A 14,532-nucleotide genomic window follows, 5' to 3' on the forward strand; every position below is an offset into this window, starting at 1 on the left:
GGGATCAACCGTAGGGGCGGCTGCCGACAGCGCTGGGCTGCTACTGATCGAGCGGGTCCTGCTCGTCCCAGAGCTCGTAGGCGGTGACGCCGTACCCGCACAGCCCTACCGCGTCGAAGCTCGAGTGCATAGCCGACACCGTGTAGCCAGCGCTCTTGAGCCCCGGCGCGTCGAAGGTCGTGACCTCCCAGAGTTCCGCGCCGGTGCTGGTCTGCCCGAGCTTGCCGACGTTCGCCGTGTAGCCCTTCTGCTGCCAGTGACGCTGCAGCTTCTTGACCTGGTGCTCGGCGTCGTCCTGTCCCTTGCCAGACCACGCCGACTGGAAGAACACCCCGTCCTCGTCTGGGTGGGTGCACTCCTCGATGGACATCTCACCACGCCCCTCCCACGCTGCATCCACCAAGCCAGTCCCATCGTCCACGAAGGCCGTGGTCTGCGCCTTCCGCGTCTCCCAGTCCACCGAGCGGTCGCCGTGCTGCTCACCGACCAGCGGACGCTCACTGCACCCGAGCAGCGTGATCAACACCGTCCCGACGATGACTCCGACAGCCGCCGGTCGGACGCTTCGCTGACCCATCACGGGTTGAGCGGAGTCCCGCGCTCGGGGAGTTCCCCGGCAACGCAATGACCGAAGACCGTCACGCTCGCATGCCCTTCAGCGGCGCCGATGTCGAACCCGTAGCCGTCGGCTTCAGTCCCGCCGTTGCAGCCGTTCGGGTACCCGATGACGGACTGCCCATTGGACGCGTCATGCTGCACTCGGACGTCGACGCCTCGATCGGAGAGCGAGTGCACGATGCGCTCGAGCACCTCTTCTGGGCTCCCCGGAAGCGTGCCCTTGCGAGCGCCGTCGATCGTGTACTGGACGGCACGTCCGCCGTCCGACCCGCACGGAACCCACCGGTGTTCGGTCTGCCAGTCGTCCTCGCCGACCGACTTCTGCACCATGGCGTACAGGTCGTCGAGATCGGCCTTCGCCGCTGTCCTGCTCATGCTCGGCTCCTTCGTGAGCCGTGTGATGGGATCGCCTTGTCTACAGGCTGCGAGGGCGACGAGGACCAGTGCAGCGCCGGCCGTCATCAGGGAAGGGCGCCGTCGGTTCCCGGGCGACGGACCGCGCCGCCGAGAACTGGCTCCGTTCAGAACAGCCACGTCTCCCCCTCAGACTCATCCGGCGCGACGAACGTAGCACCGAGCAACCTGGTGCATCACATGCACCGAGCACGCGCGACGGAGGGCAGCGCACACGACGTGAGAGCACTGATATGCTGCCGGTCGTACCACTTCGGGGGAAGGAAGAACGTGTCGGATGTCGTCGTCGACAAGGGGGCCATCCACGGGGTTGCCGGCAGGATCGAGCAGAGCAAGGCCGAGCTCGCATCACTGCAGATGAGCACCAGCGGGGGTGGAGCGGCATTCGGAGCCGCGGACGTACAGTCCGCGTTCGAGGCGGCGGCACACGTCCACGCTGCGCTGATCGAAGCGCTCGCATCGAACACGGGCGACATCGGTGCGCTGGCCAGGTCTGTCGCTCACGAGTTCGACAAGTGGGACGCCGACACCGCGGATGCGGCTGGGCGATGACCACCGACCCGACTGCTGGCGACCCAGCATCCATCCGAGCCATCGCCGCCACCCTCCAACGACGAGCCGGCGAGATCAGGACGTCTGCGAGCCGCGTGCAGCGTCAGGCCAATGCCGTCAGTGCTGGCGAATGGACGGGGAAGAGCCGGGCACCGTTCGTGCATGCCGCAGCCGATGTCAGCACCGGCGGGGAGCGGGTCGCAACCCAGGTCGATCAGGTGGCGACGGTACTGACCACCTACGCCGCGCGGGTCGAGCAGATCCAGGACGAAGCCCGAACCATCAAGGCGGCCCAAGCCCGCAATCAGCACGACGCCGTCACGAACTCCCGCTCGACGCAGAAGTTGCAGGACTCCCACGCCGTCGACGTCGCCGTGCAGCTCGGCGGTCTCGCTGTCGAGGCCGCGAGCCTCACCGCCTCGAAGCGAGCGCTCGACCAGTCCTGGGACGACCTCATCGCTCGCCGGAAGACCGCTGACGCCGAGACGGCGTCGAACCTGCGGAGCTCAGACACAATCGGTGCCTTCTCCGTCTCCACGTCGTCGATCTCCGGCATGTCCGACTCGCAGTTCTTGACGTTCCTCGCGAGCCTCCGACCCGAGGAGGTCGCCGCGTTCGCGGGCAACACGACGATCGCGGCTCGGCTCGCGGGCCTCGAGGACCCGGACGCTGTCGCCAAGTGGTGGTCCGGGCTCGGCGGAGAGCACGGCAAGGGGACGGCGGGAGAGCACACGGTTGCGCAGGCCGCGTTCATCACGGCGTTCCCAGCAGCCGTCGGGAACCTCAACGGGGTGGCGTACTGGGCGCGCGATGTGGCGAACCGCTCGGAGCTGGCACGACAGAAGCAGGCATCTGACGATCGCCTGACGGACCTCGAGAATGCGATCGACCGAGCTGTCGCGAGGGGCGAGCGCCCCTATGACCTCGCGCAGCAGATTGCCGCGGAACGAGTCCTCAACAAGCAACTCGAGAACTTCGCGAGCGCGGCTCGTGGGAGTCAGCTCCAAGAGACGGAGAAGTGGGACGACGTGCCCGTACAGGTGCTCTCGTTCACGATGGGGCATCCTCCACTCGGCGCGATTGCACTCGGCAACGTCGACTCTGCGGAGAACGTGAGCTACGTCGTTCCGGGCATGGGCACGACGATCGGGGATTCGACTGTCCTGCAACGCGGCGTGCGTAACCTCAAGGAAGCGCAGTTCAGGGTCACTCGGGACCTGGATGACACAGCAGTCGTCGCATGGGTGAACTACGACACTCCTCTCGACGTGCTGCAGAATCCTGATCAGGTCATGCAGGAAGAAAAAGCTGACGCGGGCGCTCGACGGCTCGTCGCCGACCTCAATGGCTTCCGCGCGGTTCGAGGCCCCCATGCGACACTCAACGTCGTCGGGCACTCCTACGGAACCACGACGGCTTCGATCGCGCTGGCGATGCAGGCCGACCTCCATGTCCAGAGCTTCGTGACACTCGGGTCGGCTGGAATACCCGAGTGGATTCCGAACGCAGAGGCGCTCCACGCCGCTCATGTCTATGCGGGTACCGGGCACGAGCCGATCGCTCCCGCCGGTCGCTATCTCAGCGGCCGCTCCGATCCGAGCAGCGGTGCTTTCGGAGCAGAGCCCATCCAGACGGGGCCGAGTTCTTCGGGCGAAGGCGTCAACGTGCACGATCCACTGAAGCATTCGCCCGACAACGACAAGTACGGTTACCTCGATTCGGGGACCAGTTCCCTGAACGAAACGGCGAAAGCGACATTGACCCCATGGTGAATCGATGAACGGGCGGCTGCTGCCCTGGCGCATAGCCGCGCTCGTTGCAGTGACGATGATCTTGACCAGCTGTGCGAACGGGGAAGGTTCTGGTATGGACATCCAGAAGAGCAAGCAGGACGGCGAGGCGGCGCTGCTCCAGGTGGTTCGTGTCCCTGGGAGCGAGTGGTCCTCTGAAGAACGCCAAGCGAAACCCGCGCCGACAGTCTGCACCTTCAATGGCGATGCTCAAGGTGGCGTTCAGTATCACTGGTTTGTCAATGGGAGCGCTCCGTCGGACCCCGAGGCCTACATCGCAGCCGTCGGCAAGGAGTTGCGCGGGAGCGGCTTCACGGTGCAGTTGCGCGAAACGGACTACGGCAAGTACGGGACGCTGTATGAGGCGGTGGCTCGCGGTGAGAGCTTGCCGACGGTCGCGACATCGGCGAACGCCAAGGGGTCCACGATCATGTTGGACTCGGTCTGTGTTGCTGGTGATGCGGAGAAGCTCTAACCAGGAACAGACCGAGGACGTGGGTGACGAGGGATGGGGTGGGCGCGATCTTGGTAGTCCTCGTGACCTCGCTCGGAGTGGAATCCACCGGTTGCGCGTCCGATCGCGGAGAAAGTCCGCCGACGAACAGCGCTCGTGTGCCCGCCCACGACCCGCTGCGGCACAAAGCAGGTGATCGTCAGCATGGCACTTCGACCGTAGGACGTCCTCGATGCACATCACAACTGCTGCGACCTTGAGACAGCAATGATGACCACGCTCGTGCGTCCTCGACGGACCGTCATCGTCGGTGCCAGCCTTGCCGCTCTCCTCTCGCTTGGCGCAAGCGGCTGTAGTCAAGCGAACACGGAGACTCCTCCCATGCCGGCTTCCGTGTCTGCTTCGGACCGGAATGAAGTTCGTGCCGTTGGCGAGGAAGCTCTTCGCCTCGTGAAGGAAGTCGCAGGCGCGACATGGGACACCGATGACGACAGCAACGGGTTCAGCGCCAACGACTGCTACCTCGACTCCGAGACGAAGGGTGTGCTGTTCCAGTGGTCATCCACCGGTCCGGAGATCTCGGACGGCGCGAACTACATCAAGCACGTCGCCGCCGCGCTCGTCGATGCTGGCTACTCAACGACGACTCGGACCACAACCCTCGAGCGGTACGGGACGTCGCGCCAAGCGGTTGGGCGGGGCGATGTCGTGTCCGCAGTGAGTGTCGCGTCCAACGAGAAAGCCGTGATCGCGTCCGTCGAGACGATCTGCGTTCCGGGGAGCCCGGAGGACTCCCCAGACAGATGAGCGCGTGGTTCAGAGTCCTGACACCGCTCTCGAAGTCGGAACGATCGCATCCGAGGACCAGGTGGACTTGATGACACTCGGGCGTTTCGCGATATCCACGGCGGTACTCGCCGCTGTCCTTCCGCTCTCGCTGAGCGCATGCGCGGGCTCAGCCCCGGCCCAGTCGTCTGGAACGACCCAGTTCGAGGAACAGAGAATGACACCCACTGAAGCGCGACAGGAAAGCGGCGAGGTAATCGCGAAGCTGCGGAGTCTCGACGAATCTGCCGTACCGACGCCCCCGTCGCCGAGTTCGGTGGAGTGCGGACCGCATCCGGACGCAGGCGTCGAGTTCCACTGGGTTATCCAAGGCGCTGCCGCCGAGGATCCACGGGAGCATTCCGCACGCGCCGTGACCGCGCTGAAGGCCGCCGGGTTCTCGACGAACGAGACCACCAGCGAACTCAACGACGAGCGGCCCCTTTACTTCGTCGGGGGCGAATCTCCGAGCGGCGTGCAGGTCGCTCTGAGCGCAAGCGCGGTGAACACGGTGTTGCAGGTTTCATCTGCTTGCTCGGACGGTGACGCGGACGACTCCGGATGATGTTCCCGACTTCGACCAGCATCAGTACTTCCGATGTCCGACGAGGACCTCCAGGCCGACCCATGAGCAACTTGCAACGGCGGTTCACCATGAGAACAACGACCGCGACGCTCGCATTGATGATCACTGCGTCGCTGGCAGTGAGCACGACCGGCTGCGCATCCGACACCAGCCGAAGGCCACCGCTGAACAGCACGCACTTCCGGTCTGACGCAGAAGCCTCGCTTCGTATGGTCTTCTCGGTTCCGGGCTCGACGTGGTCATCGGCGAACTCGAACTCCGAACCGGCCAACGCCGAGTGCACCCACGACGGCGACCCACACGGCGGTCATCAATGGCACTGGAACGCGGCGGGCTCTGCCCCAGCGGACCCGAAAGCCTACATCGACTCGGTGGTGAAGACGCTGCAAGATGATGCCCGGACGGTGACGATCACCTCCGCGAAAGCCGGAGCGTACGGAACGCTCCACCAGGCGACCGCCGAGGACGACGGGCGCCCAACGATCGCGGTGACGGCCAACCCGCGCACGACGACCGTCACGGTTGACTCACCCTGCCTCCCGGCGTCGTGAGCGCATCACCTCGAGGAACCGAAGACATCCCATGCGTACCGAGTCCCTCCGCAACAGCGGACCCCGCGACGACCGGAAACGTCCCGACCCAGTGACATTGCACTTGCGCCGCGCCCGGACGGCCACCCTCCTCCTGGCGGTCGGACTCACGGTCAGCGCATGCACGCCGACGGTGGATGCCGAGCACGCATCGAAGCAGATGCAGTCGCTCGTCCGAGACACGATGAACGCCGCTGGTGGGGAGTGGACGAGTGCGAGCGACGGCCCGGCCGGCCACGCGTGCACCACGCCTGACGGCGGCGAGGGCGTCTGGTTCTCATGGGACCAAGACGCCGATGGGCCGAGCGATCCGCAAGCGGTCATGCAGCGCGTCGATCGGGTCTGGCGAGACAAGGGACTCGCGACGACGACGCAGAGCGTCAAGCGAGCGGACGGCAGGACCTTGCATCGGGTCGGTTCGGCTGGGCGCGATGTCGACGCGATCCAGTTCAACGCCACGACGGGCCGCATGTCAATCAACGTGCAGTCGCTCTGCGGAATGGGCGACATCGACGACTTCACTGATGACAGGGGTGGCTAGGTGTTCTCGACCAGAAGCAGTGGAGCATGCACGGCTCCCCGCCGTTTCGGCACGGCCGCTCTCATCCTGATGATCGTCCTCGCCGTCACGGGGTGCACCCGAGCGTCGATCGAGCCCGTGCTGACGGCGACGAAGGCGTCCAAGCAGATGCAGTCCCTGGTCCGCGACACAATGGCTGCTGCCGGCGGCAAGTGGACGAGCACGAGTAACGGGCCTTCTCCAGATGCCTGCACCACGCCGTCCGGTGCAGAAGGAGTCTCCTTCTCGTGGGACCAGATCGCCGACGGAGTCGACCAGCCGAGAGCCGTCATGGAACGGATCGATCAACTCTGGCGGGACAAGGGACTCGCCACGAACACGCAGAGCGTCAAGCGCGCGGACGGCAAGATCCTGAACCGTGTCGGCTCCCAGGACGACGTCGTCGACGTGATCCTGTTCTCTGCCACGACGAGCCGCATGGTCATCGAAGTGCAGTCGTTCTGCGGCACGGGCAACGTCGATGACTTCGCCATCGACGGCGACTGACCTGCGGCGCCTCTGCCAAGACCGCGGCGCCGGAGACTCCCCCCATCGAAGCTTCCGACGCCGCGCCGACTCAGACCGCAACACCCCGCAGTGCCTGCGAGCTCAGCGCCACGAGGTCGTCCGCGCGGAGCCCCGGCCACCCGTGCAGCAACTCACGCCACTGCGTGGGCAGCGCCGACGCACCGTGGACGGCCCCCGCCAGTCCTCCGGCGATCGCCGCGACCGTGTCGGTGTCGTTGCCCGACCGGACTGCGGCGACGAGGGCGTCCTCGAGCGAGTCCGTCCGGAGCACCGCTGCGTACGCGGCCTGCAGCGCCGAGACGACCCAGCCGTTCGTCGCGGTGAAGTCGACGGGCACGCCGGCCTCGGCCGCGGAGAGCCGGCCGGCCCACAGCGCGCGGCGGTCCTCGGGCAGGGAGTCGAGCCCCCGCCGGACGTCGAGCGCCCCGTGCACGATCGCGTGTCGGATCGCCACGCACCAGAGCACGCAGCCGTCACCGGCGTCTGCCTCGAAGTGGGTCAGGTCGCTGACCGCCCGCGCCGCCGTGACGAGCGCAGCCTCGTCGTCCAGGTAGCCGAGGACCAGCGGCGTCGTCCGCATCAGCGAACCGTTGCCAGCGGAACGACCGCTCTGGTCGTGTTCGAGACGGGCCGCAGCCCGCGCGGCGGACGCGGTCCGAGCCTCCAGTCCGGTCAGAACGCTCCGTGTCTGGATGCCGACGTCCGGAGCGGTCCGTGCCCAGTCGGCCCAGGCTGCGACGAGGCTGTCGAGGACGGCCTCGTCGGCGAAGGACCCGCCGCGTGCGAGCGCCCGCAGGATCGGGACCGCCATGCTCGTGTCGTCGGTCCACTCCCCCGGTGCCCAGTTGAACATCCCGCCGCCCTTCATGCGGATCAGGGTGGGCTCCGGGACGGGCGGTTGGAACTCGTAGCCGGCGCCGAGTGCGTCGCCCGCGGCGGATCCGAGGACGGCGCCCACCGCACAATCGAGGATGTCCGGGTTGAGGGTCATGGCCACTCCGATCGGTTCGGGTTCACGCAGGATCGCGTAAACCCATCATGCATGGCGTTCTACGTTTGCGCAAGAGCGCGTAAACTCGCCGCATGACCAACTCCTTCCGAGACAGCAGCGGCAAGCGGCTGTCGGACTACCCGCGGCCCTCGGTCGCGGTGGACACCGCCGTCCTGACCGTGCCGATCGGTGGGCCGCTCTCCGTCGTGCAGGTCCGTGACCAGGTCGCCGGGGACTGGCGCCTGCCGGGGACGTTCGTCCACGAGGGTGAACGGCTCGCCGATGCCGTGCTGCGGTCACTGCGGGACAAGGCCGGCGTGACCGGGCTCGCGCCGCGGCAGCTCCACGTGTTCGACGACCCCTCGCGGGACGACCGGGGGTGGGTGCTGTCGGTGGCACACGTCGACGTGGTGCCGGCTGCTGCTCTGCAGACCGCGATGGAGGCGCGGGTCACGCCCGTCAGCGAGGCGACCGGGATGGTGCATGGGCACGACGACATCCTCGAGTTCGCGGTGGCGCAGCTCCGCGCTGACCACCGCGGCGCTCCGGATCCGCACGGGCTGCTGCCCGCGCCCTTCACGATGTCGGCGTTGCGAGGGTTGCACGAGGCGGTGCTCGGGGAGCGGCTGCTGCCGGACTCGTTCCGGCGGGCGATGCTGCCGATGTTGACGGCTACCGCCGAGAAGCGGGCAGCGGGGCCGGGGAAGCCGGCGGCGTTGTACAGACGGTAGCGGTCCCACGGCGGTGGTGGGACTCGAGCGCTCTCAGCGCCCGTCCATCGCCACGAACCGCGGCCCGTCGTACCCGTCCCGGACGACGTGCGCGGTGAAGTCCTCGAGCGAACGGACCCAGTGGCCGCGTTCCCCGTACAGCGCTTGGTACACGACCACCGGATCCTCGGTCTCGACATCCCGTGCCACGAGCAGTACCTCGTACTCGCCGCCCTTGAAGTGTCGGTAGCGTCCCGGCGTCACGTCGTTGTTCACGGGTCCGATGCTAGGGCCGAGCAGTCGTCGCGCGGGCTCACTCGACCTCCGCGAGAACCCGCTCGACGTCATACTCCGGATGACCGCCAGCCCAGCGGTGTCACGGGCTACCTGGCTCCTGAATCGAGCATCAAGCACGGCCGCCGTCCGCGACCTCGACGCGCTCGGCCTGACGGCGGACGACGTGGTCGTCGGGATCAGCGCGTCCGGCAGGACGCCCTACGTCATCGCAGCCATCCTGGAGGCCCGGCGCCGCTCCGCCCTGTCGGTATCCGTCGCGTGCAACCCCGACTCGGCCGCGGGGCGGGAGGCCGACATCGCCATCGACGTCGTCGTCGGCCCCGAGTTCATCGCCGGGTTGACCCGCCTGAAGGCGGGCACCGCGCAGAAGCTCGTCCTCAACATGCTCACCACGCTCGCGATGGTGCGCAGTCACAAGACGTACGGCAACCGCATGGTCGACGTGCGGGCGACGAACGCGAAGCTCGTCGCGCGGGCGTTCTCGCTTGTGCAGGACGTCACCGGCGCTCCCCCCGCCGAGGTCCAGGCAGCGCTCGATGCCTCGGACGGCGAGGTGAAGACCGCCATCGCCGTGATCCTGACCGGCGCCTCGGCTGCCGACGTGCGTGCTCGCCTCGATGCTGCTGCCGGCTCGTTGCGCGCCGTGCTCTAGACGTCGTTCCCCCTTTTCCGTTTCCTTTCCCCCGAGGAGCACAGCAATGCCCGATGCACAGCAACTCGCCCAGCAGATCCTCGACGCCGTCGGCGGTTCCGCGAACATCGCCGACGCCGAGAACTGCATGACCCGCCTGCGGGTCGAGGTCGTGTCCGACTCCTCCGTCGCGCTCGAGCACCTCAAGGCCACCGACGGCGTCATGGCCGCCATCGCGGCCGGCTCGAACCTGCAGATCGTGCTGGGCCCGGGTCTCGTCGACCGCGTGGCCGACGGTCTGGAGGCCCTGCGCGCGGCCGCCCCGTCGGCTGCGGCTGGTGGGCCTGGTGCGTCGCCTGAGGAGCTCGCTGCTCGCGGTGCGTCCATCAAGGCGACCGCGCGGTCGCGTTCCGACGGTCGCACCATGCGCGCGACCCGGAATATCTCCGCGATCTTCATCCCGCTCATACCCGCGCTGATCGCCTGCGGGCTGATCGCCGGGATCAACGGCGTCCTGACGAACCTGAGGTGGTTGCCTGCGTTGACGCCGTTCCTCGGGGTGCTCTCGTCCGGCTTCTTGTCGCTGCTCGCCGTGTTCGTCGGGATGAACGCCGCGAAGGAGTTCGGCGGCACGCCCATCCTCGGCGGTGCGGTCGGCGGCATCATCGTCGCGGCCGGTGTCGCGAACGTCACCGTGTTCGGTGAGACCCTGGCCCCCGGGCAGGGCGGTGTGCTCGGTGCACTGGCCAATGGCATCCTCACCGCCTACGTCGAGCGCTTCATGCGCCGGGTCACGCCGGACGTCATCGCGCTCATCGTGGTGCCGACCGTCACCGTGCTCGTCGCCGGTTCGATCACCCTCGGCGTGCTCATGTCCGTCGCCGGCTTCGTGCTCGGAGGCCTGTTCCTGCCACTCGTCATGACCGGCATGCACCAGGGAATCATCCCGATCCACACCACCCTGATCGACCAGACCGGGTGGATCGTGGTGCTGCCCGTGCTGGCGATGGGTGGTGCCGGGCAGATCGGTGCGTGCATCGCGCTGTGGGTCCGGTTCCGGTCGAACGCCTCGTTGGTGCGGACCATCCGCGGAGCGCTGCCGGCCGGCTTCCTTGGTGTCGGCGAGCCCCTGATCTACGGTGTGCCGCTCCCCCTCGGGCGGCCCTTCATCACCGCGTGCATCGGAGGGGCGTTCGGCGGTGGCGTCGTTGGGCTGTTCGACCAGCTCGGGCACTCCGTCGGGGCGATCGCCATCGGGGCCTCGGACCTGTCGCTCATCCCGCTGCTGAACGGCTCGTCCGGGTACGGGTGGGCGTTGCTCGGGCACGGGTCGGGCTCATCGTGGCGTACGTCGTCGGGTTCATGGCGACGCTGCTGTTCGGGGTCTCCGCGTCGGTGCGGGCTGATCTGGAGGCACGGTCGTCTGCGCCGTCCGGCGACCCCGTCGCTCCCGCTGCCCCGCTCGCCGTGGAACTTCCTGCGGTCGATCAAAGTGGCTCGGGCGCCGATCGACTTCAGGTTCTCGGCATCGGCGATCCGGCAGATCGCCTCGGTGCTCCCGATCGCCCTGAACGCGAGCACCCTCTAGGCCGACGAGCTGACGCCGTTCGCTGATCTCAACGTCGAGCTGATCCACAACTTCGACCCGCGGGAGTGGACCGGGCTGGCGTTGTCCTCGGTGGCGGCGTCGGTCTCAGTCGCCCGGCAGTTCGGCTGGCGTGTGGGTGCGTTCATCGCGGGCGACTCGGTCCGCCGAGGGCCGCTCGGCGAGGGGCTACCGACCGTCGAGGAGCACCGGAACTCGCCGCCGTTGTTACAGGCGCTGTCGCTTGTGGACGCCGGCGTGGACGATGTGTACGTCGAGGACCCGGTGCCCACCGATCACTCGTGGTCGCGACTCGGGTCGTGGTCCGCGAGGACCTGGGCGTGCTCGACGGCACCGCCGCCCCCGGCGTGCGCCCGGCGGTCATCGAGGCGCTGGTGGTCCGGACCGAAACCGACCCGATGCTGCCGAGGCGATGATCCGGCTGGAGCACTCGCGGGAGCGGTTCGACGGGTTGCCGCTGCCCGAGGTCGGTGGGCAGCCGAGGCCTACGGGATCGGTCACCGTGCATTTGACGTCGGCGGGGAGGTACTCGGAGGAGGTCTCGGTCACGATGCGCGACCTGCCCGTCGACAACCGCGTCGCCGTCCTCAGCTCGATTCCCGACGAACTCGGTAGGTTCCGTAGACGGCACTCCTTCGCGATACGTCTCGACTGACCGGACGTTCACAGCTGGTGACGCGCGGCCCTTGGCCATCCTTGAAGCTAACAAGATCGGTCGCGAGCGCAATCTCGCCAGAGGTGCCGAGGTGCCGAACCGACCGCACTGCCTAAGAGGCGGGCTGGCGTGTGTCTCGTTTCCCAAGTACGAAGCGCCGGTATCTGTGGCGCAGCGGGCCATGGGGTGGACGCGAGCCGGAGGCGCGACCGTCACGCCCTGAACGAGGAAAGGGTGTCGCCCCATTCTTCGGTGATGATCTGGATCGGTGCGAGCCGGTCGGCGAAGTCCTTATGCCGGGCCATGTCCGCGGTGCGGCCGAAACGGAAGTCCCACCGCCCGGTCGGCGAAAACAGACAGGCGGCAACGACATCGAATCCGTCCACTGGGTAAAATCGCGAAGCAGCATTGCCCTTGGAGGCGCGTGTCTTCTGCGTTTCGACCTTGTACGCACCGCTGGCCGAGGACTTCGGGCTGGCGTTCTTGCACTCAACCCGCAGGAGAGTCCCGTCATCAAGGGTGACGTCAAAGTCGTGCATCGCGTCCACGTCGAGCCGCCGCACCGAGGCAATGCCGGGAGCGCCGGTGAGTTGCCGCTCCAGGTGGTACTCGGCCACCCCACCACGCACAGCGACCGAGAGCCGATTGCGGCCGCCGATGATATCGAGGATTTGCTCGCTGGTCAGTGCGAACTGCTCTTCAAGGACATGCCTGTGCTGAGGCTCATCCGGCAGAACACGGTTGGCAATCGCGGTTGCGGCGGCAAAACGCAAAGGGGGGTCCAAGCGCAACGAGGTGGCGCGCCGCTCCAGCCGGGCGTAGTCGATGAACCGGTCGGGGGTGAAAGCGACAACGGTCTCGAGGTTTGTCGGCGAGCGCGCCTCACGGCGCTTCGTGCCCCCGCGATTGACCTTCTCCCAGACATGCCAACCTGAGTCCTTGGCTTGCTGCAACTCGGCGTCCTTGGCATAGAAAGAGATGCCCATCGGCAGCGGGTCCCACAAGTTGACGTCCAACCCGAGCAGCACCCCGTCAACCGGGTCGATGCCGATGATCGTCGTCACGTCCACGCCGGCGATATCACGTCCGACTGGATGCTCGCGCCTCCAAGTGTCTTCAGAGCCGTACCGTAACTGGCCCCGAACCTCGTCCCTGGGGCGCTTCTTGATCGGGTTTCGGGTGATCCGGAACGGGTAGACGAGCATCCCTATTCGCTCGTCCGAGTCCAGTTGCACCCCGAGGTACACCGGCGCGCGGCCGGGACCGCTGGCATAGAGGACGCGCCCGCCGGAAGCCTCGACGGCGTGCACGAGGAAGTCGCGGAGATCGGTCCCATGGACCCGGTAGACCTCGCCGAAGTCGCGACCTGCGAGCAGCTTGTCCTCCACAGGGCTCCCATCGTTCTCGAACGTCACAGAATGGCCGTCTGTCGCTAAGCATGTCGGAGGCATGGGACAGACTCGCTTCGACGATACTGGTCATACGCCCCGGGCCCACGGTAGACGGGCCGCGAGGGTATCAACGATTGAGGTAGCAGATGAGCGAGCAGCTCCCGGTAGTCAGCCTGTTCTCCGGAGCAGGAGGCCTCGACCTCGCCGTCGAGCGGGCCGACGCGGAACCGTTGTCCACCGCTGACCTCGGCGGTGGACTGCTGCGGGTCTCGGTCGCAACCGACTACAATGAGCCGGCTCTCCAGACGCTCAAAGCCAACTTCCGCGATACCAAGACGCTCACTGGCGACATCCGCGTCGTGCCGACCGAAGAGATTCTCGCCAAGGCGGGCCTACGCGCTAAAGAGCCCGTCCTCGTGGTCGGCGGACCACCCTGCACCCCGTTCAGCAAGTCCGGGTTCTGGCTGGAGCAGAAGCGCGAGAGCCGCGACCCCAACGCCTCTCTCCTCGACGAGTACGTGCGCGTCGTGCGGGAGACCCAACCAGAAGCTTTCATCCTGGAAAACGTCCAGGGACTCACCTACAAGACACACAAGGCACAATTCGAGCGCCTCCTCAAAGGCCTCGGCGCGCTGGGATACAACCCTCAGTGGAAGGTACTGCTCGCCGCGGACTACGGCGTGCCGCAGCTGCGGCGCCGCGTGTTCGTTGTCGGCCGCCGCGACGGGCAGAGGTTCGAGTTCCCCGAGCCGACCCACTCCGGATGGAGTGAGCATTCCCGCACTGTGGACGCCACGAAGATCCCTCACGTCACCGCCGCCCAGGCTTTCGAGGGCCTGCCCATCCTTTCGCGGGCATCTAACGACGAAATCGTCGACGGCAACTACGGCGAGCTTGCCGCAGAAATACCGCCCGGCCAGAATTACCTGTGGCACACCGAGCGATATGGCGGCCGCAACCATTTCGAGTGGCGAAGCCGCTACTGGACCTTTCTACTCCGACTTGACCCGAACCGGCCCTCCACCACGCTTCAGGCCCAGCCCGGCCCGTGGGTCGGGCCGTTCCACTGGGAGAACGTCCGCACCACTTCTGGACAGGAACGTGCTCGCCGGCTCCGCGTCAACGAGATGCTTCGTCTCATGTCATTCCCCGACGACTTTAAGATTGCTGGCACCCGAGCGGACGTGCAGCGTCAACTCGGTAACGCCGTCCCACTGGAACTCGGCAAGGCCGTCGTCCGTGCACTCATGACGCAACTCGGCTATCTCGACCGTGAGCCCGCATCCCGCTCCGTCGCGTTCGCCTGATCGAGACGAAGAGTTCACGCAGGCCTTG

General features: G+C 67.0%; 18 protein-coding genes and 1 pseudogene. 14 read left to right on the forward strand and 5 right to left on the reverse strand.

Translation table 11 applies throughout. The annotated features are described in order from the left end of the window. Nucleotides 1-40: 40 nt before the first annotated feature. Nucleotides 41-370 carry a hypothetical protein gene (locus ITJ68_RS16040; RefSeq protein ID WP_194662687.1) on the reverse strand — a complete coding sequence of 110 codons (330 nt, stop codon included), beginning with the start codon at nucleotides 368-370 and terminating at the stop codon, nucleotides 41-43. Between the two features lie 206 nt (nucleotides 371-576). Beyond that, nucleotides 577-993, reverse strand: a complete 417-nt coding sequence (locus ITJ68_RS16045; RefSeq protein WP_194662688.1) for a hypothetical protein — start codon at nucleotides 991-993, stop codon at nucleotides 577-579. 309 nt (nucleotides 994-1,302) lie between these two features. On the opposite strand from ITJ68_RS16045, the gene ITJ68_RS16050 reads away from it, so the two are divergent. The 8 genes from ITJ68_RS16050 to ITJ68_RS16085 all read left to right on the forward strand — a co-directional run bounded on the left by ITJ68_RS16050 (nucleotide 1,303) and on the right by ITJ68_RS16085 (nucleotide 6,895). Then, nucleotides 1,303-1,584, forward strand: coding sequence for a hypothetical protein (locus ITJ68_RS16050; protein ID WP_194662689.1), 282 nt, complete (start codon nucleotides 1,303-1,305; stop codon nucleotides 1,582-1,584). Further along, nucleotides 1,581-3,356, forward strand: a complete 1,776-nt coding sequence (locus ITJ68_RS16055) for an alpha/beta hydrolase (protein ID WP_194662693.1) — start codon at nucleotides 1,581-1,583, stop codon at nucleotides 3,354-3,356. The genes ITJ68_RS16050 and ITJ68_RS16055 overlap by 4 nt, the downstream gene beginning before the upstream one ends. Nucleotides 3,357-3,450: 94 nt before the next feature. Next, a complete protein-coding gene (locus ITJ68_RS16060) occupies nucleotides 3,451-3,849 on the forward strand; it encodes a hypothetical protein (RefSeq protein WP_194662694.1) in 399 nt (132 codons plus the stop codon). Nucleotides 3,850-4,278: 429 nt separating this feature from the next. Then, a complete protein-coding gene (locus tag ITJ68_RS16065; protein WP_194662695.1) occupies nucleotides 4,279-4,635 on the forward strand; it encodes a hypothetical protein in 357 nt (118 codons plus the stop codon). Nucleotides 4,636-4,831: 196 nt separating this feature from the next. Beyond that, the gene (locus ITJ68_RS16070; protein WP_194662697.1) at nucleotides 4,832-5,218 is read left to right on the forward strand and encodes a hypothetical protein; all 387 of its coding nucleotides are present in this window, start codon (nucleotides 4,832-4,834) and stop codon (nucleotides 5,216-5,218) included. Nucleotides 5,219-5,280: 62 nt separating this feature from the next. Then, nucleotides 5,281-5,790, forward strand: coding sequence for a hypothetical protein (locus tag ITJ68_RS16075; RefSeq protein WP_194662699.1), 510 nt, complete (start codon nucleotides 5,281-5,283; stop codon nucleotides 5,788-5,790). A gap of 31 nt (nucleotides 5,791-5,821) precedes the next feature. Further along, complete coding sequence (locus ITJ68_RS16080) at nucleotides 5,822-6,370, forward strand: hypothetical protein (RefSeq protein ID WP_194662700.1); 549 nt, start codon at nucleotides 5,822-5,824, stop codon at nucleotides 6,368-6,370. Between the two features lie 69 nt (nucleotides 6,371-6,439). After that, complete coding sequence (locus ITJ68_RS16085; protein ID WP_194662701.1) at nucleotides 6,440-6,895, forward strand: hypothetical protein; 456 nt, start codon at nucleotides 6,440-6,442, stop codon at nucleotides 6,893-6,895. Nucleotides 6,896-6,965: 70 nt separating this feature from the next. Here ITJ68_RS16085 and ITJ68_RS16090 read toward each other — a convergent pair whose 3' ends face one another. Next, nucleotides 6,966-7,907 (reverse strand): ADP-ribosylglycohydrolase family protein, encoded by a 942-nt coding sequence (locus tag ITJ68_RS16090; protein WP_194662702.1) that lies wholly within the window; start codon nucleotides 7,905-7,907, stop codon nucleotides 6,966-6,968. Nucleotides 7,908-7,999: 92 nt separating this feature from the next. Here ITJ68_RS16090 and ITJ68_RS16095 point away from each other — a divergent pair, with 92 nt between their 5' ends. Continuing rightward, nucleotides 8,000-8,638 (forward strand): NUDIX hydrolase, encoded by a 639-nt coding sequence (locus ITJ68_RS16095; protein ID WP_194662703.1) that lies wholly within the window; start codon nucleotides 8,000-8,002, stop codon nucleotides 8,636-8,638. A 33-nt stretch (nucleotides 8,639-8,671) separates the two neighbouring features. Here the strand turns inward: ITJ68_RS16095 and ITJ68_RS19380 are convergent, their stop codons facing one another. Continuing rightward, nucleotides 8,672-8,893 carry a DUF1653 domain-containing protein gene (locus ITJ68_RS19380; protein ID WP_323743349.1) on the reverse strand — a complete coding sequence of 74 codons (222 nt, stop codon included), beginning with the start codon at nucleotides 8,891-8,893 and terminating at the stop codon, nucleotides 8,672-8,674. A 79-nt stretch (nucleotides 8,894-8,972) separates the two neighbouring features. On the opposite strand from ITJ68_RS19380, the gene ITJ68_RS16105 reads away from it, so the two are divergent. From ITJ68_RS16105 to ITJ68_RS19385, 4 genes and pseudogenes are all read left to right on the forward strand, one after another. Further along, on the forward strand, nucleotides 8,973-9,566 hold the full coding sequence (locus tag ITJ68_RS16105; protein WP_228505846.1) for an N-acetylmuramic acid 6-phosphate etherase: 594 nt from the start codon (nucleotides 8,973-8,975) through the stop codon (nucleotides 9,564-9,566). Between the two features lie 46 nt (nucleotides 9,567-9,612). Then, nucleotides 9,613-11,133: a PTS transporter subunit EIIC gene (locus ITJ68_RS16110; RefSeq protein WP_228505848.1), complete on the forward strand. Its 1,521-nt coding sequence runs from the start codon at nucleotides 9,613-9,615 to the stop codon at nucleotides 11,131-11,133. A 42-nt stretch (nucleotides 11,134-11,175) separates the two neighbouring features. Then, nucleotides 11,176-11,433: pseudogene (locus ITJ68_RS19725) on the forward strand (MupG family TIM beta-alpha barrel fold protein); the annotation flags it as partial. A gap of 130 nt (nucleotides 11,434-11,563) precedes the next feature. Further along, nucleotides 11,564-11,806 carry a phospho-sugar glycosidase domain-containing protein gene (locus ITJ68_RS19385; RefSeq protein WP_194662704.1) on the forward strand — a complete coding sequence of 81 codons (243 nt, stop codon included), beginning with the start codon at nucleotides 11,564-11,566 and terminating at the stop codon, nucleotides 11,804-11,806. 212 nt (nucleotides 11,807-12,018) lie between these two features. Here ITJ68_RS19385 and ITJ68_RS16125 read toward each other — a convergent pair whose 3' ends face one another. Then, nucleotides 12,019-13,194 (reverse strand): hypothetical protein, encoded by a 1,176-nt coding sequence (locus ITJ68_RS16125; RefSeq protein ID WP_194662705.1) that lies wholly within the window; start codon nucleotides 13,192-13,194, stop codon nucleotides 12,019-12,021. A 149-nt stretch (nucleotides 13,195-13,343) separates the two neighbouring features. On the opposite strand from ITJ68_RS16125, the gene ITJ68_RS16130 reads away from it, so the two are divergent. Continuing rightward, nucleotides 13,344-14,504 carry a DNA cytosine methyltransferase gene (locus ITJ68_RS16130; RefSeq protein WP_194662706.1) on the forward strand — a complete coding sequence of 387 codons (1,161 nt, stop codon included), beginning with the start codon at nucleotides 13,344-13,346 and terminating at the stop codon, nucleotides 14,502-14,504. Nucleotides 14,505-14,532: the final 28 nt, after the last annotated feature.

Origin of the sequence: Curtobacterium sp. VKM Ac-1395 (genome assembly GCF_015350975.1) — a bacterium.
GTDB lineage: Bacteria > Actinomycetota > Actinomycetes > Actinomycetales > Microbacteriaceae > Curtobacterium.

What these genes read in the sequence shown, in the direction of transcription:
- ITJ68_RS16040 (WP_194662687.1), bottom strand. Translation starts at nt 370, where the DNA reads ATGTCCATCGAGGAGTGCACCCACCCAGACGAGGACGGGGTGTTCTTC.
- ITJ68_RS16045 (WP_194662688.1), bottom strand. Translation starts at nt 993, where the DNA reads ATGAGCAGGACAGCGGCGAAGGCCGATCTCGACGACCTGTACGCCATG.
- ITJ68_RS16055 (WP_194662693.1), top strand. Translation starts at nt 1,581, where the DNA reads ATGACCACCGACCCGACTGCTGGCGACCCAGCATCCATCCGAGCCATC.
- ITJ68_RS16060 (WP_194662694.1), top strand. Translation starts at nt 3,451, where the DNA reads ATGGACATCCAGAAGAGCAAGCAGGACGGCGAGGCGGCGCTGCTCCAG.
- ITJ68_RS16070 (WP_194662697.1), top strand. Translation starts at nt 4,832, where the DNA reads ATGACACCCACTGAAGCGCGACAGGAAAGCGGCGAGGTAATCGCGAAG.
- ITJ68_RS16075 (WP_194662699.1), top strand. Translation starts at nt 5,281, where the DNA reads ATGAGCAACTTGCAACGGCGGTTCACCATGAGAACAACGACCGCGACG.
- ITJ68_RS16080 (WP_194662700.1), top strand. Translation starts at nt 5,822, where the DNA reads ATGCGTACCGAGTCCCTCCGCAACAGCGGACCCCGCGACGACCGGAAA.
- ITJ68_RS16085 (WP_194662701.1), top strand. Translation starts at nt 6,440, where the DNA reads ATGATCGTCCTCGCCGTCACGGGGTGCACCCGAGCGTCGATCGAGCCC.
- ITJ68_RS16090 (WP_194662702.1), bottom strand. Translation starts at nt 7,907, where the DNA reads ATGACCCTCAACCCGGACATCCTCGATTGTGCGGTGGGCGCCGTCCTC.
- ITJ68_RS16095 (WP_194662703.1), top strand. Translation starts at nt 8,000, where the DNA reads ATGACCAACTCCTTCCGAGACAGCAGCGGCAAGCGGCTGTCGGACTAC.
- ITJ68_RS16105 (WP_228505846.1), top strand. Translation starts at nt 8,973, where the DNA reads ATGACCGCCAGCCCAGCGGTGTCACGGGCTACCTGGCTCCTGAATCGA.
- ITJ68_RS16110 (WP_228505848.1), top strand. Translation starts at nt 9,613, where the DNA reads ATGCCCGATGCACAGCAACTCGCCCAGCAGATCCTCGACGCCGTCGGC.
- ITJ68_RS19385 (WP_194662704.1), top strand. Translation starts at nt 11,564, where the DNA reads ATGATCCGGCTGGAGCACTCGCGGGAGCGGTTCGACGGGTTGCCGCTG.
- ITJ68_RS16130 (WP_194662706.1), top strand. Translation starts at nt 13,344, where the DNA reads ATGAGCGAGCAGCTCCCGGTAGTCAGCCTGTTCTCCGGAGCAGGAGGC.